The sequence below is a fragment of the Streptomyces sp. AK08-02 genome (genome assembly GCF_033795085.1).
GTDB lineage: Bacteria > Actinomycetota > Actinomycetes > Streptomycetales > Streptomycetaceae > Streptomyces > Streptomyces echiniscabiei.
In genome coordinates this window covers 231,732-255,845 of sequence record NZ_JARAZV010000019.1, presented here as the reverse complement: position 1 = coordinate 255,845, position 24,114 = coordinate 231,732, and the positions used below count along the sequence as shown (strand labels likewise).

Below are 24,114 nucleotides of genomic sequence, written 5' to 3'. Positions count from 1 at the left end.
CAGGGTGTGGCGACGGGCGGGGTGCGGCTACCATGACCGGCACGAGGACGGGCGGCGTAAGGGAGCCGTCCCCTGGGGCGGCACCCGCTGGTGCTGCCCCAAGTCCTGAGTACAGGGGAGGCCCCAAGCCGGGGCGAGGAGGGCGGGCCATGGTGCAGAAGGCCAAGATCCTCCTGGTCGATGACCGGCCGGAGAATCTGCTGGCGCTGGAGGCCATCCTCTCTGCGTTGGATCAGACACTGGTGCGGGCATCGTCCGGGGAGGAAGCGCTCAAGGCACTTCTGACGGACGACTTCGCGGTCATTCTGCTGGACGTGCAGATGCCGGGTATGGACGGCTTCGAAACGGCCGCGCACATCAAGCGGCGGGAGCGGACCCGGGACATCCCGATCATCTTCCTCACCGCGATCAACCACGGTCCGCATCACACCTTCCGGGGTTACGCGGCGGGCGCGGTGGACTACATCTCCAAGCCGTTCGACCCGTGGGTGTTGCGGGCGAAGGTCTCGGTGTTCGTCGAGCTCTATATGAAGAACTGTCAACTCCGGGAACAGGCAGCTCTGTTGCGGCTGCAGCTGGAGGGTGGCGGGGGCAAGGCGGCGGCCGGTGCGGCAAAGGAGCCGGCGGGCCTGCTCGCCGAACTGTCCGCGCGGCTAGCAGCCGTCGAGGAGCAGGCGGAGGCGTTGTCCAAACAGCTCGACGACGAGTCGGCGGACGCGGCGGCAGTGGCCACCGCGGCCCATCTCGAACGCAAACTGACCGGCCTGCGCCGGGCTCTGGACGCGCTCGAACCGGGCACCGGCAGCGGGGCACCGTCGTTGCCTTCACCGAACTGACCCGCGCGCCGGCCGCCGCTTCCGTCGTCGAACTCGCGGTGAGTCGCGCGGGGTTGCGCGTGAGTGCGCGTCAGTCCCGTGCTCACGCAAGGGCGACACGAACGGGTGAAGCAGCAGGCACACGTGTCCGCTGTCGTCTCCACCGGTAACCTCACACACATGGCCTCACGTCCTTCCGCAGCCAAGAAGCCGCCCGCGAAGAAGGCAGCCGTGCCCGCGAAGGCTCCGGCGAGGAAGGCCACGGCGAAAAAGACCCCCGCGAAGAAGGCGCCCGCCAGGAAGGCCGCGGCGAAGAAGGTCGCGCCCCCTCCGGCACCCAGTCCCACAGGGGGCGTCTACCGCCTCGTACGCGCCCTGTGGCTCGGCATCGCGCACGGTGTCGGTGCCGTGTTCCGCGGCATAGGGCAGGGCGCGAAGAACCTCGATCCGGCTCACCGGAAGGACGGCGTGGGACTGCTGTTGCTCGCCCTCGCGCTGATCGTCGCCGCGGGCACCTGGTCCAGCCTGCGCGGTCCTGTCGGTGACCTGGTCGAGATGCTGGTCACCGGCGCGTTCGGCCGCCTCGACCTGCTCGTGCCGATACTGCTGGCGGTCATCGCCGTACGGTTCATCAGGCACCCCGAGAAGCCCGATGCCAACGGCCGTATCGTCATCGGGCTGTCGGCGCTGGTCATCGGCGTGCTCGGGCAGGTCCACATCGCGTGCGGCGCCCCCGCGCGCAGCGACGGCATGCAGGCCATAAGGGACGCCGGCGGGCTCATCGGGTGGGCCGCGGCGACTCCGCTGACGTACACGATGGGCGAGGTCCTCGCCGTACCCCTGCTGGTGCTGCTGACCGTCTTCGGGCTGCTCGTCGTCACCGCGACGCCCGTCAACGCGATTCCGCAGCGGCTGCGGCAGCTGGGGATCCGGCTCGGCATCCTCCGCGACCCCGAGGAGGACGGGCTCTCCGAGGACGACGAGCGTTACGACGACCAGTGGCGCGAGTCGCTGCCCGGGCGTCCCCGAGGGCGCGGGTCCGCCCCCGAGGCGTACGACCCGGACGACGCCGAGCAGGAGGCGCTCTCCAAGCGCCGGAGCCGCCCCAGGCGCTCTGCGATGCGGCAGCCCGACGCCGGGCGGCCGATGGACGCCGTGGACGTCGCCGCGGCCGCCGCTGCCGCGCTCGACGGCGCCGTGCTGCACGGGATGCCGCCCTCGCCGATCGTCGCCGACCTCACCCAGGGGGTGACCAACGGGGGCGACCGTGAGGAGACGGCCCCGACGCACACTCCCGTCCCGGGGGCACGCCCCAAGCAGGAGAAGCTCAAGGCGGAACCGGCCAAGGCCGCGGTGCAGGACCTCACGAAGGCGCCGCCGGAGATCATGCGGGACCTGCCCCCGCGCGCGGAACAGCTTCAGCTGTCCGGGGACATCACCTACTCCCTGCCGTCGCTGGACCTGCTGGAGCGGGGCGGCCCCGGGAAGACCCGCAGCGCGGCGAACGACGTGGTGGTCGCCTCCCTCTCGAACGTCTTCATGGAGTTCAAGGTCGACGCCGCGGTCACGGGTTTCACCCGTGGTCCGACGGTCACGCGGTACGAGGTGGAACTCGGCCCCGCGGTGAAGGTGGAGCGGATCACCGCCCTCACCAAGAACATCGCGTACGCCGTCGCCAGCCCCGACGTACGGATCATCAGCCCGATCCCCGGCAAGTCGGCGGTCGGCATCGAGATCCCCAACACCGACCGCGAGATGGTCAACCTGGGGGACGTGCTCAGGCTGGCCGACGCGGCCGAGGACGATCATCCGATGCTGGTCGCGCTCGGCAAGGACGTCGAGGGCGGCTATGTGATGGCCAACCTCGCCAAGATGCCCCATATGCTCGTCGCGGGTGCGACCGGTTCGGGTAAATCGTCCTGTATCAACTGTCTGATCACGTCGGTCATGGTCCGGGCGACTCCCGAGGACGTCCGTATGGTCCTGGTCGACCCCAAGCGCGTCGAGCTGACCGCGTACGAGGGCATCCCGCACCTGATCACGCCGATCATCACCAACCCGAAGCGGGCCGCTGAGGCGCTCCAGTGGGTCGTACGGGAAATGGATCTGCGGTACGACGACCTGGCGGCGTTCGGATTCCGGCACATCGACGACTTCAACGAGGCCATCAGGAACGGCAAGGTCAAGCTGCCGGAGGGCAGTGAGCGCGAGCTGTCGCCGTACCCGTATCTGCTGGTGATCGTCGACGAGCTGGCCGACCTGATGATGGTGGCCCCCAGGGACGTCGAGGACGCCATCGTGCGCATCACGCAGCTCGCGCGCGCGGCCGGCATCCACCTCGTCCTCGCCACTCAGCGCCCGTCCGTCGACGTCGTGACCGGGTTGATCAAGGCGAACGTGCCGTCGAGGCTCGCCTTCGCCACCTCCTCCCTGGCCGACTCGCGGGTCATCCTCGACCAGCCCGGCGCCGAGAAGCTGATCGGCAAGGGCGACGGACTGTTCCTGCCGATGGGCGCCAACAAGCCCACTCGTATGCAGGGCGCCTTCGTCACCGAGGACGAGGTCGCCGCGATCGTCCAGCACTGCAAGGACCAGATGGCGCCGGTCTTCCGGGAAGACGTCACCGTGGGTACCAAGCAGAAGAAGGAGGTCGACGAGGAGATCGGCGACGACCTCGAACTGCTGTGCGCGGCTGCCGAACTCGTCGTCAGCAGCCAGTTCGGCTCCACCTCGATGCTCCAGCGCAAGCTGCGAGTCGGGTTCGCCAAGGCGGGACGACTGATGGACCTCATGGAGACGCGGGGCATCGTCGGGCCGAGCGAGGGGTCCAAGGCGCGTGACGTTCTTGTGAAGGCTGACGGGTTGGACGAGATGCTCGCGGTGATTCGTGGGGAGACTGACTCCTAGGGAGTCGTCTGTTGCGCGGGCGTCCGTGTGTGCGGCAGCCGGGTGGTCGAATGTGACTCACTCGTAAGGGATCATTGAGCAACCGTTTCCCTTCGGCGTACGTCAAGTTGAGGGAGGCAACAGATCCTTGCCTCGCCATGACCTGACCATCAGCGTGTCCTGGCCATTCCGATGGCGTACAAAGTCCGTCCGCCCGGTTGCCCCACCCTTCCCGAACCCCCCTAAACTGAACCTCCAGCACAGGTGGCTAAACGCTCGAAAGGCGCCCCCGTGTCCATCGGCAACTCTCCACAAGACGAGCGTCCGTTCGAAGAAGACCGCGACGACCGCGAGGAAGCAGCCCGCCCTTCGATCGGTCGCGCCCTCCAGCAGGCGCGCATCGCGGCAGGGCTGACAGTCGACGACGTCAGTTCCGCCACCCGGGTCCGGATCGCCATCGTGCACGCGATCGAACAGGACGACTTCGCCCCCTGTGGTGGAGACGTCTACGCGCGCGGGCACGTCCGGACCCTCGCCCGTGCCGTCCACCTCGACCCCGAACCGCTGCTCGCGCAGTTCGCCGACGCCCACGGTGGACGTCCTGCGCCCACCCCGGCCGCACCCCTGTTCGAGGCGGAACGCATCCGCCCGGAGCGGCGCGGGCCGAACTGGACCGCGGCGATGGTCGCCGCGATCGTCGCCGTGATCGGCTTCGTCGGCTTCACGCTGGTCAAGGGCGGCGACGGCGACGCGGATGCGCGAACCCAGGTCGCCGAGGGTGCCACGCCGACGGCCAGCGGTCCGGCCTCACCCACGCCCAAGAAGGACAAGCCCGCCGACCCGAAGCCGGACCCGTCGGAGAGCGCCATCGCGGCGGCGCCGGCCGACAAGGTGACCGTCCAGGTGAGCGCCTCGGACGGGCGCAGCTGGATCTCCGCCAAGGACCACAACGGCCGCCTGCTCTTCGACGGCCTGCTCAAGCAGGGCCAGTCCCAGACCTTCCAGGACGACGAAGAGGTCAACCTCGTCCTGGGTGACGCGGGCGCCATCCAGCTGTACGTGAACGGCAAGAAGATCGACGACGAGTTCCAGTCGGGGGCCGTCGAGCGGCTCACGTACACGAAGGGCGACCCCCAGGTCGGCTGAGCGGTACCCGCTCTCGAAGGCCACAGGTACGGGGCCGGCCAAGATCGGTAGAGACGTCTGATGAGCCCCGCCGGCTCCGACCGGCGGGGCCTTGTCAACTCCGGCGGGGCCCAGCGGACGCCCTCTGGCCCCGTCGACGTGGGGTGTCAGTGGGACGAAGTAGTCTTGAGCCCATGCCTGAACGCCGTACCGTCGCACTTGTCACCCTTGGCTGCGCCCGTAACGAGGTGGACTCGGAGGAGCTCGCAGGCCGCTTGGAGGCGGACGGCTGGCAACTCGTGGAGGACGCCGAGGACGCGGATGTCGCCGTCGTCAACACCTGTGGCTTCGTCGAGGCCGCCAAGAAGGACTCCGTCGACGCCCTGCTTGAGGCCAACGACCTCAAGGGACACGGCAGAACCCAGGCCGTCGTGGCGGTGGGCTGCATGGCCGAGCGGTACGGCAAGGAGCTTGCCGAAGCGCTGCCCGAGGCCGACGGCGTGCTCGGCTTCGACGACTACGCCGACATCTCCGACCGCCTCCGGACCATCCTGAACGGCGGTATCCACGCCTCCCACACTCCGCGCGACCGCCGCAAGCTGCTGCCGATCAGCCCGGCGGAGCGACAGGGCGCGGGTGCGGGGATCGCTCTCCCGGGGCACGGCGCGGCCACGGACGCCGGTGCGGTCGCCGGGCCGGTGGAACCGGTCGAGGCCCCCGCAGATCTCCCCGAGGGCGTCGCTCCGGTCTCCGGCCCGCGCGCGCCGCTGCGCCGGCGGCTCGACGGCTCGCCCGTCGCCTCGGTGAAGCTGGCCTCCGGCTGCGACCGGCGCTGCACCTTCTGCGCCATCCCGTCCTTCCGCGGTTCCTTCATCTCGCGCCGCCCCAGCGACGTACTGAACGAGACCAGGTGGCTCGCGGAGCAGGGCGTCAAGGAGGTCATGCTCGTCTCCGAGAACAACACCTCGTACGGCAAGGACCTGGGCGACATCCGTCTGCTGGAGTCTCTGCTGCCCGAACTCGCGGACGTCGACGGCATCGAGCGCGTGCGCGTGAGCTATCTCCAGCCCGCTGAGATGCGCCCGGGGCTCATCGACGTGCTGACCTCGACGCCGAAGGTCGCCCCCTACTTCGACCTCTCCTTCCAGCACTCCGCGCCCGACGTGCTGCGCGCGATGCGGCGCTTCGGTGACACCGACCGCTTCCTGGAGCTGCTCGACACCATCAGGAGCAAGGCGCCGCAGGCCGGCGTGCGGTCCAACTTCATCGTGGGCTTCCCCGGTGAGACCGAGGCCGACCTGGCGGAGCTGGAGCGGTTCCTGAACAACGCGCGCCTGGACGCCATCGGTGTCTTCGGGTACTCCGACGAGGACGGCACGGAAGCGGCGACGTACGAGAACAAGCTGGACGAGGACGTGGTCGCGGCGCGACTCGCCCGGGTGTCGCGGCTGGCCGAGGAGCTGGTCTCGCAGCGCGCGGAGGAGCGCGTCGGTGAGACCGTGCACGTGCTGGTCGAGTCGGTCGGTGGCGAGGAGGGCGCGTACGGCCGAGGCGCGCACCAGGCGCCGGAGACCGATGGGCAGGTGCTGTTCACCAACTTCGCGGACTTCTCGGGTCTCACGAGCGGCGAAGAACTGAGTGTCGGTCGTATGGTCGAGGCGAAAGTGGTCGGTACGGAAGGTGTCGATCTGGTTGCCGAGCTGCTTCCGGGTTCGCTCGGCGCGCTCGTGTGTTCGGAGTCAGAGGAGGCGACCAGATGACCGGAGTCCCGGCATCCGCAGCGGGCGGCTCCTCCAGCGCGCGGAACGTCAACAGCGTTCCGGGTGCGGTGGCTGTGCCGGGCGCGATGGGTACCCCCGGAGCCACCGGCTCCTCGGTCGCTCCCGCGCCCTCCGGCTCCGCTGTCGGCTCCGAGGCATCCGGGTCCGGCGTCGACTCCCTGGTCAGTGATGACCTGGACGGTGTGAAGGCGGTGCGCGGCGGGAAGTTGGGGGCCGCCGCTGTCAATCAGGCCAGCCTCTGGAACATCGCGAACATTCTTACGATGATCCGGTTGCTGCTTGTGCCGGGTTTCGTGGCCCTGATGCTGGCCGACGGGGGGTACGACCCGGCGTGGCGCTCGCTGGCGTGGGCGGCCTTCGCTGTCGCCATGATCACGGACATCTTCGACGGCCATCTGGCGCGTACGTACGACCTCGTCACCGACTTCGGGAAGATCGCCGACCCCATCGCCGACAAGGCGATCATGGGAGCGGCGCTGCTCTGTCTCTCCGCGCTCGGTGATCTGCCGTGGTGGGTGACCGGTGTCATCCTCGGGCGTGAGCTCGGGATCACACTGCTGCGCTTCGTCGTGATCCGCTACGGGGTGATCCCCGCGAGCCGCGGCGGCAAGCTCAAGACGCTCACGCAGGGAGTGGCCGTCGGGATGTACGTCCTGGCGCTGACGGGACCGCTGGCGACGCTGAGGTTCTGGGTGATGGCCGCGGCGGTGGTGCTGACTGTGGTGACCGGTCTCGACTACGTAAGACAGGCCATTGTGCTGCGCAACGAGGGAATCGCCGCGCGCCAGGCCGCTTCTCTGGAGGCGGAACGGTGAGTTCCAGCGCCGCTGACGTGGTGAGACTACTGACGGTGAGGGGTGAGACGCTCGCTGTCGCGGAGTCCCTCACGGGCGGTCTGGTCGCGGCCGAGATCACATCGGTGCCCGGGGCCTCGAAAGTGTTCCGGGGTGCGGTGACGGCGTACGCGACCGAGCTGAAGCACCAGGTGCTGGGCGTCGACGCTGCACTGCTGGCCGCCCGAGGGGCCGTGGATCCGCAGGTCGCGGCGCAGATGGCGGCCGGAGCCCGCAGAGTTCTCGGCGCCGACTGGGGTGTCGCGACGACCGGTGTCGCCGGCCCGGAGCCGCAGGACGGGCAGCCCGTCGGAACGGTTTTCGTCGCTGTGGACGGCCCTCGCGCAGCGGAATCCGGTTCCGAAGGTGGCGGAAAAGTGGCGTCGCTGCGGTTGAACGGCTCCCGGGCGGAAATTCGTATGGAGAGTGTACGGAGCGTACTCGCACTCCTCCTTGAGGGGATTGCGGGCGAACAGACCGGGAATGAGCGGGCACAGAATACGGAACAGAACGGGGGGACCTGATGTTTGCAGCCCTGAGTGAACACGGCATCGCTCCCCGCACGGCCGCGGCGCAAGGCGGTACGGTGGGGCGTGAAGGATGCGGCTACGCGGTCCGAGGAGGGAGCCACCGATGATTCTGCTCCGTCGCCTGTTGGGTGACGTGCTGCGTCGGCAGCGCCAGCGCCAGGGCCGTACTCTGCGCGAAGTCTCCTCGTCCGCCCGAGTCTCACTCGGCTATCTCTCCGAGGTGGAGCGGGGGCAGAAGGAGGCATCCTCCGAGCTGCTGTCCGCGATCTGCGACGCGCTGGACGTACGGATGTCCGAGCTCATGCGGGAAGTGAGTGACGATCTCGCCCTCGCAGAGCTGGCCCAGTCTGCGGCGGTCAACGAACCTGTACCCACGCCGGTGCGTCCCATGCTGGGTTCCGTATCGGTGGCCGGTGTGCCACCGGAACGGGTGACCATCAAGGCGCCCGCCGAGGCGGTGGATGTCGTCGCCGCCTGAGGTGCACGAGAGTCGACATGTGTGAGAGCCCCGGCCGGGGCTTCTCCGGGGAGACCCGGGAGGAGCGCGGTCGGGGCTCTCGCGTTGGGTGCCCTCCCCGCGCTCCCGGGGGTCCGTCCCCGGGTGCGTTTGCCGGTGGGTCTCGGGGCGGTCATGGTGTGAGGAGGCGGGCGCGCGGTCTCCCGGGCGGCCGTTCGCGGGAGAGCGGTGCGCCTCTGTGCCGGTGATGCGCCCTGTATGCGGGTGAGCGGGACGTTCTAGCGTGGGGCTGGAGGTGGGCCATGGCGGTGCGGATAGTTCGCTGGGGGGCGCTGCTGGGGCTCGGGGTCGTCTGGTGGTGGGCAGTTCTGCGGCTCGTGCTCGCGCCCGGCGCGGGGGTGCTGGAGGGGGCGATCGCGGCCGGGGGATGGGGGCTGAGTCTGCTGCCTGTGCACTGCGTGCCGAAGCCTTCGGCGACGCGGGTCGTGGGGATCACGGGGGCGCGGCGGGGGCTGGGTCGTGGGGGCGCCGTCGCCGGTCCTACCAGGGCATCGCCACACCGCCGTTGGGGCGGATGATCTGGCCCGTCGTGAACGCCGACGCGTCGGACGCCAGGTGCAGCACGGCGTGGGCGACCTCCTCCGGTTCGCCCACCCGGCCCAGGGGGGCCATGCGGGCCATCAGGGCCTCGGTGTGCGCCTGTGCCTCGCCGTCGTGGCGGTCGGTCATCGGCGTCCGGATCCAGCCCGGAGCGACGGCGTTGACCCGGATGCCGTGGCGCCCGATCTCGGCGGCCAGCGTCTTCGTCAGCTGGACGACCGCTGCCTTGGCGACGCCGTAGCAGAGCAGGCCCGGGTTGCCGGTGTCGACGGCGCCCGAGGCCATGGTGACGATGCTGCCCCTGGTGTTCCGGGAGATCATCAGGCGGGCCGCCTCCTGGCAGGCGTACAGCACGCCCTTGAAGTTGACGCTCAGGACGCGGTCGAGGTCCTCGTCGCGGGTCTCCAGTACGGGGCTGCTGTGCATGATCCCGGCTACCGCCGCCATGATGTCCAGCCGCTCGCACGAGGCGACTGCCTGGCGGACCTGGGCCCGGTCGGTGACGTCCAGGTGGTGGGTAAGGGCCGTGCCGCCCATGCCCTTGATCAGCGTCGCCGTCTCGTGCAGTCCCTGTGCGTCCCGGTCGGCGCAGTGCACGGTGGCGCCCGCCTCGGCGAGCAGTACGGCGGATGCGCGTCCGATGCCGCTGGCGGCCCCGGTGACGAATGCGGTGCGTCCGGTGAGGTCGTACGCCTGTACGGGCATGCTGGGACGGTACGAGGGTTTCTGACGGATCGTCAATTGGTAGCGCAGGGTTCGGTTCTGAGCCGCGCCGGCGTGGGGTCCCCTCGCGTGGTGCGTGTGGGGTGTCAGGCGTACGGGAGCGGCTTGCGCTGGGCTCTGGCGGCGCCGGAGACTGGGGCCGGGCCCCGCTGGCAGGCCGGGCACCAGTAGGTGGGGCGTTCGCGGGAGCCGTCGCCCTGGTCGGCGACGCGCACGGGGGTCCGGCAGCGCAGGCAGGGGCGGGAGGCGCGGCCGTACACGAAGAGGTTCTGGCCACGGCGGCTGGTCGTGCTGCGGACCGGACGGTCCCGGTTGGCTTCGAGGAGTTTCCTCGCGAACGCGGGCAGCTTCGCGGTGCGGTCGGCGGGGAGGTCGCCGACGGGCAGCCAGGGGGTGGCGCCCAGGACGAAGCACAGCTCGCTCTTGTAGACATTGCCGATGCCGGCGAGGTTGCGCTGGTCGAGCAGGGCTTCGCCCAGCGGGCGGGCGGGGTCCGCGAGGAGGTTGGCGAGAGCCTGGTCGGGGTTCCAGTCCGGGCCCAGGAGGTCGGGGCCGAGATGCCCGACGGCCCGGTGCTCGTCGGCGGTGCGCAGCAGTTCGAGGACGGGGAGGCGGTACCCGACGGCGCTGAGGTCCGCGGTGCCGAGGATCGCCCGGATCTGGTGCGCCGGGCCGCCGCTCCAGCGCCTGCCGTTCTCGTACACCTTCCAGGAGCCGTCCATCCGCAGATGCGAGTGGAGAGTCAGGCTGCCCTCCACTCGGGTGAGGAGGTGCTTGCCGCGCGGAGTGACTTCCAGGACGGTACGGCCGGTGAGGTCGGCCGTGGCGTATTTGGGCACCCGGAGGTCGGAACGGGTCAGCACCTTGCCGGCGAGCGCGTCGTGCAGTCGCCTCGCTGCCTGCCAGACCGTGTCACCTTCGGGCATGGTTCCAGGGTGGCATGTCGGCGTCGGACAGGTCCTTCGCGCAGAAGATCATGCGCGTAGGCGCAGGCCGCGGGGGGTCGCGATGAAGCCCGCTCCTTCGAGAAGGGTGCCGAAGGGAGAGGTCAGGGCCGAGGCGCCGTTGACTCGCTCCACGGTGACCGTGCCGAGGGAACCGGCCCGGGCGGCTGCGGCGAGGGCTTCCGCCGCCACGCGCAGACAGGGGTCTTCGGTGGGCCCGCCGTCAGGTTCCGAGGGCCAGGCCAGCAGCGTCTTGCCGCCGCGTTCCATGTAGAGGGTCAGTTCGCCGTCGACCAGGACCACCAGGGAACCGGCTTTCCGGCCCGGTTTGTGGCCGGCGCCGGTCGGGGGCTCGGGCCAGGGGAGTGCGGCGCCGTACGCGTTCGCCGGATCGGCGGCGGCGAGGACGACGGCACGGGTGGCTGCGGAGGAGGCGGAAGTGGACGAGGCGGGGGAGGCACGGGACCAGGCGCTGCCGGCGAAGCCGTGGGCCGAGCCGCGGGGGCTCCGGGCTGTGCGGGCGTGGGGTGAGGGAGAGTCGAAGTCGACGTCGAAGTCGTCCACGAAGCCGTGGTCTGCGGGGGAGGCCGCGCCGTGTGCGTCGACCAAGCCGTCGTTGCCGGGGATGCCGGGGGCGAAGCCCGGGGAGGGCCGGGAGTCGCCGCGGTCTCGGGCGTTCGCTGTCGCGCGGAGGCGGTCCACCGCGCCGTCCATGGCGAACTGGGCGGCGCCGAGACCCTCCACCACATAGCCGCGACGGGCCTGACCACTGTCCTCGAACGCGGAGAGGACGCGGTACACGGCTGAGAAGCCGCCCTCGACGCCCTCCGCGGAAACGGCTCCGCGGGTCACCACCCCATGGCGGTCGAGCAGGGTGCGGGCCAGGGCGTGGGCTCGGACGGTGGGGTCGGGCTCAGGTCCCGGTAGCAGGGACCAGCGGCCGGCCACGGTCGGCGGGCCACTGCGTGAGGCGGGGCGTGCGGCGGCTGTCAGCGAGCCGTACCGGCCGCGCGGGACGGCGCGTTTGGCCCGGTGCGCCGTCGAGCCCGCTGTGCGGCCGGAGCCGAGGAGGGACCGCATCGGGGTGAGGGTGTCGTTCGTGAGCCGACCCGACCAGGCCAGGTCCCAGACGGCGTCGGCCAGTTGGGGGTCCGTGGCGTCCGGGTGCGTGGTGGCGCGGACCTGGTCGGCGATCTGGCGGAAGAAGAGCCCGTAGCCCCCGGTGAGGGCGTCGAGGACCGACTGGTGGAGCGCGGTGGGCTCCAGGGGGTGGGACGGTGGCAGGAGCAGCGGAGCCGCGTCCGCCAGGTACAGGGACACCCAGCCGTCCTTGCCGGGAAGAGCGCCTGCCCCGGCCCAGACGATCTCCCCGGCTGCCGTGAGTTCGTCGAGCATCGCGGGGGCGTAGTTCGCCACCCGGGACGGCAGGACCAGCTTCTCCAGGGCGGACGCAGGCACGGAGACGCCCTGCAATTGCTCCACCGCGCGCACCAGTCCGTCGACGCCGCGCAGCCCGTGGCCCTTGCCGATGTGCTGCCACTGCGGCAGGAACTGCGCGAGTGCCGCGGGGGGAACCGGTTCCAGTTCGTGCCGCAGGGCGGCCAGGGAGCGGCGCCGGAGGCGTCGCAGAACCGTCGCGTCGCACCATTCCTGGCCGATGCCGGCCGGGTGGAACTCCCCCTGTACGACGCGGCCGCTCGCCGCCAGACGCTGAAGCGCGCCCTCCGTGACCGCCACGCCCAGGCCGAAGCGGGCTGCCGCAGTGGCCGAGGTGAACGGGCCGTGGGTGCGGGCGTGGCGGGCGAGGAGGTCTCCGAGCGGGTCCTTGACGGGCTCGGTGAAGGCCTCCGGGACACCGACCGGCAGCGCCGTGCCGAGGGCGTCGCGCAGTCGGCCCGCGTCCTCGATCGCCGCCCAGTGGTCGGCGCCGCCGATGCGGACCCGGATCGCTCGACGAGCCCCGGCCAGCTCCTGGGCCCACTGCGGATCGGCGCCCCGCTCGGCCAGCTCGGCGTCGGTGAGCGGGCCGAGCAGGCGCAGCAGGTCCGCGACGCTTTCGGCGTCCTTCGCGCGTCGGTCCTCGGTGAGCCACCGCAGCTCCCGCTCGAGCTCGGTCAGCACCTCGGCGTCGAGCAGTTCGCGCAGCTCGGCCTGGCCCAGCAGCTCGGCCAGCAGCCGTGAGTCCAGTGACAGGGCGGCGGCGCGCCGCTCGGCCAGCGGCGAGTCGCCCTCGTAGAGGAACTGTGCGACGTACCCGAAGAGGAGGGAACGGGCGAAGGGGGAGGGCTCAGGAGTGCTGACCTCGACCAGCCGCACCTTGCGCGACTCGATGTCGCCCATCAGCTCCACGAGGCCAGGCACGTCGAAGACGTCCTGGAGGCATTCGCGGACAGCCTCGAGAACAATGGGGAAGGACCCGAACTCGCTTGCCACCTGGAGCAGTTGGGAGGCCCGCTGACGCTGTTGCCACAGGGGGGTGCGCTTGCCGGGGTTGCGGCGCGGGAGCAGCAGGGCGCGCGCGGCGCACTCGCGGAAGCGGGCCGCGAACAGGGCCGAGCCGCCCACCTGGTCGGTGACGATCTGGTTGACCTCGCCCTTGTCGAAGGCCACGTCCGCGGCGCCCACGGGGGCCTGTTCGGCGTCGTATTCCGTGCCCGTCCGCACAGGCTCCTGGTCGAGCAGGTCCAGGCTCATCAGATCGGCGTCCGGGAGGCGCAGCACGATGCCGTCGTCCGCGTGCATGACCTGGGCGTCCATGCCGTAACGCTCGGAGAGGCGGGCGCCGAGCGCGAGCGCCCACGGGGCGTGGACCTGGGCGCCGAAGGGCGAGTGGACGACGACCCGCCAGTCGCCGAGTTCGTCACGGAACCGCTCCACGACGATGGTCCGGTCGTCCGGGATGTGGCCGCAGGCCTCGCGCTGTTCGGCCAGGTACGAGATGACGTTGTCGGCGGCCCATGTGTCGAGTCCGGCGGCGAGGAGCCGGAGGCGGGCGTCCTCCTCGGGCAGGGAGCCGACCTCGCGCAGGAACGCGCCCACCGCGCGGCCCAGTTCGAGCGGGCGGCCCAACTGGTCGCCTTTCCAGAAGGGGAGACGGCCGGGAACTCCGGGAGCGGGGGAGACCAGGACGCGGTCGCGGGTGATGTCCTCGATGCGCCAGGAGCTCGTACCGAGCGTGAAGACGTCCCCCACGCGGGACTCGTACACCATCTCCTCGTCGAGCTCGCCGACCCGGCCGCCGCCCTTCTTGGGGTCGGCGCCGGCGAGGAAGACCCCGAAGAGACCACGGTCGGGAATCGTGCCCCCGGAGGTCACGGCGAGCCGCTGGGCGCCCGGGCGGCCGGTCACCGTGCCGGCGACGCGGTCCCACACCACGCGCGGGCGCAACTCCGCGAACGCGTCGGACGGATAGCGGCCCGCGAGCATGTCGAGGACCGCGGTGAACGCCGACTCCGGAAGGGAGGCGAAGGGCGCCGCCCGGCGGACCGTGGCCAGCAGGTCGTCGACCTGCCAGGTGTCCAGCGCCACCATCGCGACGAGTTGCTGGGCGAGGACGTCCAGGGGGTTCGCGGGGACTCGCAGGGACTCGATGGAACCGGTGCGCATGCGCTCGGTGACCACGGCCGCCTGGACGAGGTCACCCCGGTACTTGGGGAAGACGACGCCTGTGGAGACCGCGCCCACCTGGTGTCCGGCGCGGCCGACGCGCTGCAGGCCGGAGGCCACGGAAGGGGGCGACTCGACCTGGATGACCAGGTCCACCGCGCCCATGTCGATGCCCAGTTCGAGGCTGGACGTGGCGACCACGGCGGGCAGCCGGCCCGCTTTGAGGTCCTCCTCGACGAGCGCGCGCTGTTCCTTGGAGACCGAACCGTGGTGGGCCCGGGCGATGACCGCGGGGGCACCCTGGGCCGCGCCCGAGCCGCCCATCAGCTCGGCGGGAGCATGGTCGTCGGGGAGGGGCTCACCGGTGGCCCGCTCGTACGCGATCTCGTTGAGCCGGTTGCACAGGCGCTCCGCGAGGCGCCGGGAGTTGGCGAACACGATCGTCGAGCGGTGCGCCTGGACGAGATCGGCGATCCGTTCCTCGACATGCGGCCAGATGGACGGCCGTTCGGCCCCCGCCTTCCCCTCGGCGACCGGAGAACCGCCCAGTTCGCCCAGATCCTCGACCGGGACGACGACCGAGAGGTCGAACTCCTTGCCGGACCTGGGCTGGACGATCTCCACCTTGCGCTGGGGCGAGAGGTAACGCGCGATCTCGTCGACCGGGCGGACGGTCGCGGAGAGGCCGATACGCCGGGCGGGCCTCGGCAGCAGCTCGTCCAGCCGCTCCAGGGAGAGCGCGAGATGAGCGCCGCGCTTGGTGCCCGCGACCGCGTGCACCTCGTCGAGGATCACCGTCTCCACGCCCGTCAGTGCCTCGCGTGTGGCCGACGTGAGCATCAGGAACAGCGACTCGGGGGTGGTGATCAGGATGTCCGGCGGGCGGGTGGCGAGGGCACGGCGCTCGGCGGGTGGTGTGTCACCGGAGCGGATGCCCACCTTGACCTCGGGCTCGGGCAGCCCCAGGCGTACCGATTCCTGGCGGATGCCCGTGAGGGGGCTGCGCAGATTGCGTTCCACGTCGACCGCGAGGGCCTTGAGCGGCGAGATGTAGAGCACGCGGCAGCGTTTGTGGGGGTCGGCCGGCGGGGGTGTCGAGGTGAGCTGGTCGAGCGCGGCGAGAAACGCGGCGAGGGTCTTGCCGGAGCCGGTCGGGGCCACCACCAGGACGTCCGAGCCCTCGCCGATGGCCTCCCACGCGCCGGTCTGGGCCGCGGTCGGCGCGGAGAAGGCCCCCGTGAACCAGCCGCGGGTCGCGGGGGAGAAGCCGTCGAGGGCCCGGTGTGCGGAGCTGACCATGCGTCCATCCTGCACCCCGCCACCGACAATCGCCCTGACCTGCGGGTTTGGCTCCCGCGGTGGGGGTGCTTGGGGGCGTGCCCGGGTGGGCCGAGGCTCCTTCACGGAGAATGGGGGTATGGCAAGTTCGGTCGAGCGGGCTCGGCACTGGCGGTACGCGGAACTGCCCGGTGTCGATCTTCTGCGCGCCCGGTACATCCACAAGACCTTCGTCCGGCACACGCACGAGAACTTCGTCATCGCCGCCATCACCGAAGGGGTGGAGGTGTTTCACCACCGGGAGGCCGATCAGTACGCGGGACCGGGGTCGCTCGCGCTGGTCAATCCCGACACACCGCATACGGGGCGCGCGGGGGTCCCCGAAGGATGGCGCTACGGAGCTGTCTACCCGGAGCCAGGCCTGGTGGCCGAGATCGCCGCGGAGACCACGGTGATTCGGGGGACCCCAGGGTTTATCGCCCCCGTGTTCGATGATCCGTACTCGGTCACACTCGTTCATGAGGTCCTGCGCGCGGCCGAGGAAGGCAACGCGCTGGCCGCCGACACCCTGCTGAGGGTGGTGGTGACCCGGCTGCTCCGGCTCAACGGCGGCGCCCTTCAGGAACGCGTGGTGCGTACGGCGGGTGGGCGGATCGCGGCACGCGCGCGTGCCGTGCTGGAGGAGACGATGGCCGGGCCACCGACTCTGGAGAAACTCGCCAGAGACCTTGGCACCAGCCCCTTCGCGCTGCTCCGGGCGTTCCGTGACACGTACGGGTTGCCGCCGCACGCCTGGCTGACGGACGCGCGCGTGCGGCGGGCGCGCCGGCTGCTGGACGCCGGTACCGTGCCCGCCGACGCGGCCGTCGCCGTCGGTTTCACCGATCAGCCGCACCTCAACCGGCACTTCACCCGCATCGTGGGCGTGCCCCCGGGGGCGTACCAGCGTGAGCGCAAGAACGTACAAGACCCGTCGGGGCCCCTGCTCCTATCGTCCGACGGGTGGCAGAACAGACAGTTCACGCAGACGTACACGCCGACGACGGAGGCAAACCGGACGCCGCCGTCGTACGAGACGCCCTCGGAGTCGGGGTCGCCGTCGGATTGTCCGGTTTCGCCTTCGGAGTGACGTCGGTCGGCAGTGGGCTCACGCTTCCGCAGACCTGTGCGCTCAGCCTCCTGGTGTTCACCGGGGCCTCCCAGTTCGCCCTCGTGGGTGCGCTCGCGGCCGGCGGCAATCCGCTCACCGCGGCAGCGGGCGCCTTCTTCCTGGGGGTGCGCAATGCCTTCTACGGGCTGCGTCTGTCGCAGTTGCTGGCCCTCCCGCGCGCGGTGCGGCCGTTCGCCGCCCAATGGGTCATCGACGAGACCACGGCGGTCGCCCTGGCCCAGCCCACTCGACGCGCCGCGCGTATCGGGTTCGCCGTCACCGGACTCACCCTGTACGTGCTGTGGAACCTCACGACGCTGCTCGGCGGACTGGGGGCCGAGGCCATCGGGGACACCGACGCGTGGGGTTTGGACGCCGCCGGACCCGCGGTCTTCCTGGCGCTGCTCGCGCCGATGCTGAAGTCCGGTGCGGAGCGCGCTGTCGCGGGCCTCGCCGTGGTCCTGGGACTCGGCCTGCTGCCCGTACTGCCGTCCGGTGTGCCGGTTCTCGTGGCAGCGCTCGCGGCGCCGGCCGTTCTCTGGTGCCAGGGCCGTCGTAGGGCTGAGGACGGCAGGGACAGGGACGGTAGGGACATGGACGGAAGGGGTGTGGACCGTTGAACGTCTGGATCGCGCTCGGTGTGACCGCGGTCGGCTGCTACGTGGTCAAGCTCGCCGGGCTCCTCGTGCCCGCCGGTGTCCTGGAACGTCCGCTCGTCCGGCGGCTGGCCGCCCTGCTGCCCGTCGCCCTCCTCGCCGCTCTCACGGCCCAGCAGGCCTTCGCCGACGGGAGGGTGCTCGTCCTGGACGCGAAGGCCGCCGGACTCGCCGCAGCCGCCGTGGCCCTCGTGCTGCGTGCTCCCTTCCTGATCGTCGTGGCGGCGGCCGTGGTGGTGACGGCGGCGGTCCGGGCGCTGACCGGCTGAACGCCGGCCGCGCCCGCGCCACCGGAGTCAGCCGACGGGGCGGCCGTACGCCTTCAGGGTGCGCAGTGCCTCGACCGTCACCATGGGGCGTGCCTCCAGCGCGGTGCCCGGTGCCCACGCGCGCCAGCGGATGGGCCAGCCGCCGTCCTCGTGCTGCTCGCTCGCGAGGAAGTCAAGCGAACGTGTCATCTCCTCGTCGGTGAACCACGCGCGCGCGAGTGAGCCCGGCGTCCGCGCGTAGTCGTACGGGAAGTGGTGCTCGCCCGGGGCGTAGCCGGGCGGTACCGGGGAGGTGTCGAGGCGCTCCGGGTCGAGTGCCACGAGCCTGTGCTCACGCACCAGGCGGCCCAGCCGGTCGGCCGCCGCCTCCGCGCGGGAGCGGTCCGGAACCGAGTCCAGGAAGGCCACCGCGGCCTCCACCTCGTACGGATGGGACTTCTCCAGGGAGTCGACCGCCTGCCAGCAGAAGTCCGTGGCGCGGAACAACCAGGCGTGCCACACCTTGTTGCGGTGCAGCAGACCCACCACGGGGCCCGTGGCGAGGAGTTCACTCGGCGGGTCGGACACGATCGACACGAAGGGTGCCGCCGGATAGCCGTGCTGGCTGGGGTGGATCGCAGGCAGAGCACCGTCCGGTGCGGAGACGGAGGTCAGATAGCGGCACACGCGCTCCACCCGCTGGCCGCCGCAACGACCGATGGTGTCCAGGACGCGCAGGGCGTGCGCGGTGTGCAGGGGCTGGCTGACGGGGCCGCGCAGATCGGGTTCCAGCGCGTGGCCGTAGCCACCGTCCTCGTTGCGGTAGGCGTCCAGCGCGGTCTCGACCGCGTCCGCGCCTCCGTTCAGGAAGTGGTACGCGAAGCGGCGCTGCTCCAGCACGCGCGCGGTGAGCCACACGAAGTGCTCGGCACGGAAGAGCGGGGAACGCGCGGGGGGCGTCGGGGGGAGTGGGGCTGCTCCTGTTTCGGCCATGCGTCAGACCGTAGGGCGCGAAGTGGTCCCGGTGAGCGGTCCCGGCGCGGGCCCACTCTCAGGGGCGGGATACTGAAGTCATGCGGTTGACGGTTTTCTGGCAGCGGATGGCGGAACACTTCGGTTCGGGCTACGCCGACACCTTCGCGCGCGATCACGTGATGACGGAACTCGGCGAACGGACCGTGCACGAGGCCCTGGACGCCGGCTGGGAGGCGAAGGACGTGTGGCGTGTGGTGTGCGCGGCCATGAACGTTCCCTCGGAGAACCGCTGAAACCGTACGGAAACGACGTCGGTCGGCCGCGTGGGGCGCAGGGTGGCGACTGAATGTCGGTGGCGTGGGCGAGACTTGCACCGTGGCATCCACAGACGAGACCGAACAGCTCGGACAGCAGACGTCTCCGTTCGGCACGCCGCCGCCCACACCACCGGCCGGGCACACCGCCGGGCAGGGCGCGCGCATGCCGCGGTGGCTGCCGCGCGCCATGATCCTGGCGCTCACCCTCATCGGCCTCTTCCAACTGGGCAGCTGGGCCTTCCACCAGCTCACGGGCCTGTTGATCAATATCCTCATCGCGTTCTTCGCCGCGCTGGCGATCGAGCCCGCGGTGAGCCGCATGGCGTCGCGCGGTATGCGCCGGGGGCTGGCCACCTTCCTGGTCTTCATCGGCCTGCTCATCGCGATCGCCGGGTTCGTCACTCTGCTCGGCTCCATGCTCGCGGGGCAGATCATCAAGATCGTCGAGGACTTCCCGGCTTATCTCGACTCCGTCATCAGCTGGGTCAACGCGCACTTCAACACCGACCTGAAGCGGGTGGACGTCCAGGAGGGCCTGCTCCGTTCCGACTGGCTGCGCAGTTATGTGAAGAACAGCGCCACCGGAGTCCTGGATGTCTCCGCCCAGGTGCTGGGTGGCCTCTTCCAGTTGCTGATGATCACACTGTTCGCGTTCTACTTCGCCGCTGACGGGCCGAGACTGCGTCGCGCGCTGTGCTCCGTGCTGCCGCCCGCACGGCAGGCCGAGGTGCTGCGCGCGTGGGAGATCGCCGTCGACAAGACCGGCGGCTATCTGTACTCGCGCGGCCTGATGGCGCTCATCTCCGGGGTCGCCCACTACGTACTGCTGGAAATCCTGAGCGTGCCGTACGCGCCCGTGCTCGCCGTCTGGGTGGGGCTGGTCTCGCAGTTCATCCCGACCATCGGTACCTATCTCGCGGGCGCCCTGCCGATGCTGATCGCCTTCACCATCGATCCCTGGTACGCGCTGTGGGTGCTGGTCTTCGTCGTGATCTACCAGCAGTTCGAGAACTACATGCTGCAGCCCAAGCTGACCGCGAAGACCGTCGACATCCATCCCGCGGTCGCCTTCGGCTCGGTCATCGCCGGCACCGCGTTGCTCGGTGCCGTCGGCGCGCTGATTGCCATCCCGGCGGTCGCCACGCTCCAGGCGTTCCTGGGGGCGTACGTCAAGCGGTACGCCGTCACGGACGACCCCCGTGTCCAGGGGCACCGAGGGCGGGGCGCGAGCATTCGCACCCGAGTGCGGAGTCTGGTGGAGGGGCGGCGGGGTGCCGGCGCCGGGGACTCGGCGGGCTCCGCCGAGGCGACGGAGCCGGTATCAGGGTCGAAACCGGATCCGGGGACGGAGCCGGAATCCGGGTCGGGAGAAGGCTCGACGCCCGCCTGAGTGGCGCTTCGGCCGCGGTTCAGGCGACGACGCGGCGCGGTCGCCGGCCGGGTGGCGGGGGTGCTCGGCGCCGGCCGGTCCGGTCGGGGGCGGCCCGCGTTGTGTGTCCCCCTGGGGGTGTCGGACCCGATGTCCGGGCCGTTGGCGGGCCGCGAATCTAGTCTCGTGGAGTGTCGGGTGTCGCGCTTGACACGAAAATCGAACATCCGTTCTGATGGAGGTTCCGGCGAGGCTCTCGACGGATGTTTCGTCAGGGTTTTCATGTAGATGTGCCCAAGTTATCCACAGGCTGGACGGGCGTCGGGGCGCATTGTCAGTGGCAGGCGTTAGCGTCTTTGACGTGAAGCGATCGACTCAAGCAAACCGGGTGGAACCCATGGCAGGAACCGACCGCGAGAAGGCGTTGGACGCCGCGCTCGCACAGATTGAACGGCAGTTCGGTAAGGGCGCGGTGATGCGCCTGGGCGAGCGGCCGAATGAGCCCATCGAGGTCATCCCCACCGGGTCGACCGCGCTCGACGTCGCCCTTGGCGTCGGCGGCCTGCCGCGCGGCCGAGTGGTGGAGGTGTACGGCCCGGAGTCCTCCGGCAAGACGACCCTGACCCTGCACGCGGTGGCGAACGCGCAGCGGGCCGGTGGCCAGGTCGCCTTCGTGGACGCGGAGCACGCGCTCGACCCCGAGTACGCGAAGAAGCTCGGCGTCGACATCGACAACCTGATTCTGTCTCAGCCGGACAACGGCGAGCAGGCCCTGGAGATCGTGGACATGCTGGTCCGCTCCGGTGCCCTCGACCTCATCGTCATCGACTCCGTCGCCGCGCTCGTCCCGCGCGCGGAGATCGAGGGCGAGATGGGTGACTCGCACGTGGGTCTGCAGGCTCGTCTGATGAGCCAGGCGCTCCGAAAGATCACCGGTGCGCTGAGCCAGTCCGGGACCACCGCGATCTTCATCAACCAGCTCCGCGAGAAGATCGGCGTGATGTTCGGCTCGCCGGAGACCACGACCGGCGGCCGGGCGCTCAAGTTCTACGCATCGGTGCGGCTCGACATCCGTCGCATCGAGACGCTGAAGGACGGCACCGACGCGGTCGGCAACCGCACCCGCGTCAAGGTCGTCAAGAACAAGGTCGCGCCGCCCTTCAAGCAGGCCGAGTTCGACATCCTCTACGGGCACGGCATCAGCCGCGAGGGCGGTCTGATCGACATGGGCGTGGAGCACGGCTTCGTCCGCAAGGCCGGCGCCTGGTACACGTACGAGGGCGACCAGCTCGGCCAGGGCAAGGAGAACGCGCGCAACTTCCTGAAGGACAACCCCGATCTCGCCAACGAGATCGAGAAGAAGATCCTTGAGAAGCTGGGCGTCGGTGTGCGGCCGGAGAAGCCCGCCGCTGAGCCCGGCGCGGACGCGGCGGTCACGGTCGTCTCGGACGAGGCCGCGAAGACCGTGCCCGCTCCGGCGGCCAAGACCACCAAGGCCAGGGCCACGGCGGCCAAGGGCTAGCCCGTGACACGACGAACCGACTGGGCCGAGTACGTCTACCCCGATGCCTCGGAGGACCGGGGCGGCGGGGCCCGCTGGACCTCCACCGGAGGTGACAGCGCCTACGGGGACGCCGGGCCGAACGGGGGCGGCCCCGGCGCCCATGAAGGCGACGGGGTGTACGAGGGTGACGGAGGCCCCGCTGCCGGAGCGCGCCGCGGCCGGGGTGCGCCGGGGGACGGCCGGCGTCGGGGCGACGGCTCCCCGGGAGGCGGGCGGCGCCGTGGCGGCGGTGACCCGAGCGGCGAAAGCAGCCCGTTCGGCGAGGGCGGCCCACACGGTGAGGGCTCGCGTGGTGGGCGCGGTCGTCGACGGCAACGCGGCTTCGGTGAGCCGGGCGGCGACCCACAGGACGGAGGTTCCGTCTCCTCGTCGAGGGCCGAGAGGGCGGAGCCGCCGGCGGACCCGGCTGAGCGGGCGCGGGCGATCTGCCTGCGCCTGCTCACCGGGACCCCGCGTACGCGGAAACAGCTCGCGGACGCCCTGCGCAAGCGTGAGATCCCGGACGAGGCCGCCGAGGAGGTGCTGTCACGGTTCGAGGAGGTCGGACTGATCAACGACAGCGCGTTCGCGGACGCCTGGGTCGAGTCCCGCCACCACGGCCGGGGACTGGCCAGGCGGGCCCTCGTACAGGAACTGCGTACCAAGGGCGTGGACCCGACGCTCATCGACGAGGCCGTCGGGCAGCTCGACTCCGAGCAGGAGGAGACGACCGCCCGTGAACTCGTCGCCCGCAAGCTGCGGGCGACCCGCGGTCTCGACCGCGACAAGAGGCTGCGGCGCCTGGCAGGCATGCTCGCCCGTAAGGGTTACCCCCAGGGAATGGCCCTGCGAGTGGTTCGGCAGGCACTGGAGGAGGAGGGCGAGGAGGGCGACGACTCCGGGTTTCTCGGGGACGACGAGTACTGAGCCCTGAGCGCCGAGATTTGGCCGTCCCGAGCGGCAGCGGTTGTTCGGGAGGTCGGGGTTCCCGGCCCTGAACACGGTGGACGCGCGGGGGCGCCGACCGCGTTCAGGGCTCGGCGGACGGGACCGGTCCGGGTCCGGGTACGACGGCCCCGAAAGTCAGGTACTCGGACGGCTGTTTCAGGTGCTCAGCGGGCCAGTGCAGTCATACGTCGTCACCGGAAGTCCCGCCGCCCGCCACGCCTGGAACCCGCCGACCAGGTCGGTCGCCCGGTGCAGCCCCAACTGGCGCAGGGACACGGCCGCGAGGCTCGACGCGTACCCCTCGTCGCAGATCACCACGATCCGCAGGTCGTGGCTGGTCGCCTGAGAGACGCGATGGCTGCCCCTGGGGTCCAGCGCCACTCCAGTTCGTTGCGTTCGATCACGAGGGCGCCGGGGATCAGCCCGTCGCGCTCACGCAGGGCCGCGTACCGGATGTCCACCAGCAGCGCCTCACCGGTCTGTGCGGCCTCGTACGCATGGCGGGACTCCACGCGCGCGTAGGTCTCGCGGACCCGGTCCAGCAGCTCGTCGATGCCGACCGGCTGTGCACTCACTGCCAGTCCTGCGGGCGCTCGACGTGCTCCAGACGCAGCACCGGTCCCGTACGGCTGTAGCGGCGGATCTGCGGGAGGGGCGGATAGTAGGCGTGGACCGAGATCGCGTGCTGGTCGCGGGACTCGTTGAGCACCTCGTGCACATGATGGCGGCCGAACCCGCGGCCCTGGCCGGCGGCCAGTCGCCGTTCCCGGTCGACGTCCTCGGCGAGTTCGAGGGTCTTCCAGCCGTCGGTGGGCAGCCGGGCGGCGAGCGAGTTCTCCTTGAGTTCTCCGGCCGCGGTGAGGAAGGCGCCGACCGAATCGGCGTGGTCGTGCCAGCCGGTGCCGGTGCCGGGCGGCCAGCCGATCAGCCAGGCCTCGCTGCCGCCGGGGCCCTCAAGGCGAACCCAGGTGCGGCCCTCGGGGTCGAGCGGCAGGGAGGCGATCAGCTCGGTGTCGGCGGCCGTACGTCGTACGAAGTCGAGCAGGTCCGCCTGCGTCGGGGTCCTGGAAACGTCGGGGACCTCGGCGGGTACGGATACGGAGGGTGACAGGGACACGGGTACCGTCCTGATGAACGTTCGCGGGGAGCGCGCGACGGCACGGATCAACGGCGCGCGAGGGAAAAGAGGGATGCGAATTCAGCAGGACGGACGACACACGCAGCCCGCATAGCGGACGAGGTCCATATGGACCCTCCGCCACAGGCGCACATCGGTGTCGGCATCGGTCACGTTCCGGAGTACAGCATGACGGTGCGGAGCGGTCAACTC

Annotated in this window: 20 protein-coding genes and 1 pseudogene; 14 read left to right on the top strand and 7 right to left on the bottom strand. The window is 70.8% G+C overall.

Going from position 1 to position 24,114, the window contains the following annotated elements:
* The first annotated feature begins 149 nt into the window (after nucleotides 1–149).
* From PV734_RS35845 to PV734_RS35815, 7 genes are all read left to right on the top strand, one after another.
* Nucleotides 150–836 carry a two-component system response regulator gene (locus tag PV734_RS35845; RefSeq protein WP_319095963.1) on the top strand — a complete coding sequence of 229 codons (687 nt, stop codon included), beginning with the start codon at nucleotides 150–152 and terminating at the stop codon, nucleotides 834–836.
* A 159-nt stretch (nucleotides 837–995) separates the two neighbouring features.
* Nucleotides 996–3,722, top strand: a complete 2,727-nt coding sequence (locus tag PV734_RS35840; protein ID WP_319095964.1) for a DNA translocase FtsK — start codon at nucleotides 996–998, stop codon at nucleotides 3,720–3,722.
* A 270-nt stretch (nucleotides 3,723–3,992) separates the two neighbouring features.
* Nucleotides 3,993–4,847 carry a RodZ domain-containing protein gene (locus tag PV734_RS35835; protein WP_319095965.1) on the top strand — a complete coding sequence of 285 codons (855 nt, stop codon included), beginning with the start codon at nucleotides 3,993–3,995 and terminating at the stop codon, nucleotides 4,845–4,847.
* Nucleotides 4,848–5,020: 173 nt separating this feature from the next.
* Nucleotides 5,021–6,586: a 30S ribosomal protein S12 methylthiotransferase RimO gene (rimO, locus tag PV734_RS35830; RefSeq protein ID WP_319293564.1), complete on the top strand. Its 1,566-nt coding sequence runs from the start codon at nucleotides 5,021–5,023 to the stop codon at nucleotides 6,584–6,586.
* Entirely contained in the window at nucleotides 6,583–7,422 is an 840-nt protein-coding gene (gene pgsA, locus PV734_RS35825) for a CDP-diacylglycerol--glycerol-3-phosphate 3-phosphatidyltransferase (protein WP_319095968.1), read from the top strand. Before rimO ends, pgsA begins: the two co-directional genes overlap by 4 nt.
* Complete coding sequence (locus PV734_RS35820; RefSeq protein WP_319095970.1) at nucleotides 7,419–7,964, top strand: CinA family protein; 546 nt, start codon at nucleotides 7,419–7,421, stop codon at nucleotides 7,962–7,964. Before pgsA ends, PV734_RS35820 begins: the two co-directional genes overlap by 4 nt.
* Nucleotides 7,965–8,073: 109 nt before the next feature.
* Nucleotides 8,074–8,448: a helix-turn-helix transcriptional regulator gene (locus PV734_RS35815; RefSeq protein ID WP_319095971.1), complete on the top strand. Its 375-nt coding sequence runs from the start codon at nucleotides 8,074–8,076 to the stop codon at nucleotides 8,446–8,448.
* 519 nt (nucleotides 8,449–8,967) lie between these two features.
* On the opposite strand, the gene PV734_RS35805 is transcribed toward PV734_RS35815, so the two are convergent.
* The 3 genes from PV734_RS35805 to PV734_RS35795 all read right to left on the bottom strand — a co-directional run bounded on the left by PV734_RS35805 (nucleotide 8,968) and on the right by PV734_RS35795 (nucleotide 15,599).
* Nucleotides 8,968–9,732, bottom strand: a complete 765-nt coding sequence (locus PV734_RS35805; protein ID WP_319293560.1) for an SDR family NAD(P)-dependent oxidoreductase — start codon at nucleotides 9,730–9,732, stop codon at nucleotides 8,968–8,970.
* A 104-nt stretch (nucleotides 9,733–9,836) separates the two neighbouring features.
* The gene (locus tag PV734_RS35800; RefSeq protein WP_319293558.1) at nucleotides 9,837–10,676 is read right to left on the bottom strand and encodes a DNA-formamidopyrimidine glycosylase family protein; all 840 of its coding nucleotides are present in this window, start codon (nucleotides 10,674–10,676) and stop codon (nucleotides 9,837–9,839) included.
* A gap of 48 nt (nucleotides 10,677–10,724) precedes the next feature.
* On the bottom strand, nucleotides 10,725–15,599 hold the full coding sequence (locus tag PV734_RS35795) for an ATP-dependent helicase (protein WP_319293556.1): 4,875 nt from the start codon (nucleotides 15,597–15,599) through the stop codon (nucleotides 10,725–10,727).
* A 118-nt stretch (nucleotides 15,600–15,717) separates the two neighbouring features.
* On the opposite strand from PV734_RS35795, the gene PV734_RS35790 reads away from it, so the two are divergent.
* The 3 genes from PV734_RS35790 to PV734_RS35780 are packed head-to-tail and all read left to right on the top strand — an operon-like array spanning nucleotide 15,718 to nucleotide 17,653.
* Nucleotides 15,718–16,707 carry an AraC family transcriptional regulator gene (locus PV734_RS35790; protein ID WP_319095977.1) on the top strand — a complete coding sequence of 330 codons (990 nt, stop codon included), beginning with the start codon at nucleotides 15,718–15,720 and terminating at the stop codon, nucleotides 16,705–16,707.
* Complete coding sequence (locus tag PV734_RS35785; RefSeq protein WP_319095979.1) at nucleotides 16,683–17,348, top strand: AzlC family ABC transporter permease; 666 nt, start codon at nucleotides 16,683–16,685, stop codon at nucleotides 17,346–17,348. The genes PV734_RS35790 and PV734_RS35785 overlap by 25 nt, the downstream gene beginning before the upstream one ends.
* Nucleotides 17,345–17,653 (top strand): AzlD domain-containing protein, encoded by a 309-nt coding sequence (locus PV734_RS35780; protein WP_319095980.1) that lies wholly within the window; start codon nucleotides 17,345–17,347, stop codon nucleotides 17,651–17,653. Before PV734_RS35785 ends, PV734_RS35780 begins: the two co-directional genes overlap by 4 nt.
* A 27-nt stretch (nucleotides 17,654–17,680) precedes the next feature.
* Here the strand turns inward: PV734_RS35780 and PV734_RS35775 are convergent, their stop codons facing one another.
* The gene (locus PV734_RS35775; protein WP_319095981.1) at nucleotides 17,681–18,625 is read right to left on the bottom strand and encodes a hypothetical protein; all 945 of its coding nucleotides are present in this window, start codon (nucleotides 18,623–18,625) and stop codon (nucleotides 17,681–17,683) included.
* Nucleotides 18,626–18,705: 80 nt separating this feature from the next.
* On the opposite strand from PV734_RS35775, the gene PV734_RS35770 reads away from it, so the two are divergent.
* The 4 genes from PV734_RS35770 (at nucleotide 18,706) to recX (ending at nucleotide 22,763) form a co-directional block, all read left to right on the top strand.
* The gene (locus PV734_RS35770; protein ID WP_006379718.1) at nucleotides 18,706–18,900 is read left to right on the top strand and encodes a DUF3046 domain-containing protein; all 195 of its coding nucleotides are present in this window, start codon (nucleotides 18,706–18,708) and stop codon (nucleotides 18,898–18,900) included.
* A gap of 82 nt (nucleotides 18,901–18,982) precedes the next feature.
* The gene (locus PV734_RS35765) at nucleotides 18,983–20,314 is read left to right on the top strand and encodes an AI-2E family transporter (RefSeq protein ID WP_319095982.1); all 1,332 of its coding nucleotides are present in this window, start codon (nucleotides 18,983–18,985) and stop codon (nucleotides 20,312–20,314) included.
* A 376-nt stretch (nucleotides 20,315–20,690) separates the two neighbouring features.
* Nucleotides 20,691–21,815: a recombinase RecA gene (recA, locus tag PV734_RS35760; protein WP_319095983.1), complete on the top strand. Its 1,125-nt coding sequence runs from the start codon at nucleotides 20,691–20,693 to the stop codon at nucleotides 21,813–21,815.
* 3 nt (nucleotides 21,816–21,818) lie between these two features.
* Nucleotides 21,819–22,763, top strand: coding sequence for a recombination regulator RecX (gene recX / locus PV734_RS35755; RefSeq protein ID WP_319095984.1), 945 nt, complete (start codon nucleotides 21,819–21,821; stop codon nucleotides 22,761–22,763).
* Between the two features lie 177 nt (nucleotides 22,764–22,940).
* On the opposite strand, the pseudogene PV734_RS35750 reads toward recX, so the two are convergent.
* The 3 genes and pseudogenes from PV734_RS35750 to PV734_RS35740 form a co-directional block, all read right to left on the bottom strand.
* Nucleotides 22,941–23,365 (bottom strand): annotated as a pseudogene (locus PV734_RS35750) (rhodanese-like domain-containing protein).
* Nucleotides 23,356–23,901, bottom strand: a complete 546-nt coding sequence (locus tag PV734_RS35745) for a cysteine dioxygenase (protein WP_319293554.1) — start codon at nucleotides 23,899–23,901, stop codon at nucleotides 23,356–23,358. The pseudogene PV734_RS35750 and the gene PV734_RS35745 overlap by 10 nt, the downstream one beginning before the upstream one ends.
* Nucleotides 23,902–23,982: 81 nt before the next feature.
* The gene (locus PV734_RS35740; protein WP_309544753.1) at nucleotides 23,983–24,054 is read right to left on the bottom strand and encodes a putative leader peptide; all 72 of its coding nucleotides are present in this window, start codon (nucleotides 24,052–24,054) and stop codon (nucleotides 23,983–23,985) included.
* Between the last annotated feature and the right edge of the window lie 60 nt (nucleotides 24,055–24,114).

Coding starts and splice junctions, on each gene's coding strand:
- PV734_RS35800 (WP_319293558.1), bottom strand. CDS start 10,676: ATGCCCGAAGGTGACACGGTCTGGCAGGCAGCGAGGCGACTGCACGAC.
- PV734_RS35805 (WP_319293560.1), bottom strand. CDS start 9,732: ATGCCCGTACAGGCGTACGACCTCACCGGACGCACCGCATTCGTCACC.
- PV734_RS35840 (WP_319095964.1), top strand. CDS start 996: ATGGCCTCACGTCCTTCCGCAGCCAAGAAGCCGCCCGCGAAGAAGGCA.
- PV734_RS35775 (WP_319095981.1), bottom strand. CDS start 18,625: ATGGCCGAAACAGGAGCAGCCCCACTCCCCCCGACGCCCCCCGCGCGT.
- pgsA (WP_319095968.1), top strand. CDS start 6,583: ATGACCGGAGTCCCGGCATCCGCAGCGGGCGGCTCCTCCAGCGCGCGG.
- recA (WP_319095983.1), top strand. CDS start 20,691: ATGGCAGGAACCGACCGCGAGAAGGCGTTGGACGCCGCGCTCGCACAG.
- PV734_RS35815 (WP_319095971.1), top strand. CDS start 8,074: ATGATTCTGCTCCGTCGCCTGTTGGGTGACGTGCTGCGTCGGCAGCGC.
- PV734_RS35795 (WP_319293556.1), bottom strand. CDS start 15,599: ATGGTCAGCTCCGCACACCGGGCCCTCGACGGCTTCTCCCCCGCGACC.
- PV734_RS35845 (WP_319095963.1), top strand. CDS start 150: ATGGTGCAGAAGGCCAAGATCCTCCTGGTCGATGACCGGCCGGAGAAT.
- PV734_RS35770 (WP_006379718.1), top strand. CDS start 18,706: ATGCGGTTGACGGTTTTCTGGCAGCGGATGGCGGAACACTTCGGTTCG.
- rimO (WP_319293564.1), top strand. CDS start 5,021: ATGCCTGAACGCCGTACCGTCGCACTTGTCACCCTTGGCTGCGCCCGT.
- PV734_RS35790 (WP_319095977.1), top strand. CDS start 15,718: ATGGCAAGTTCGGTCGAGCGGGCTCGGCACTGGCGGTACGCGGAACTG.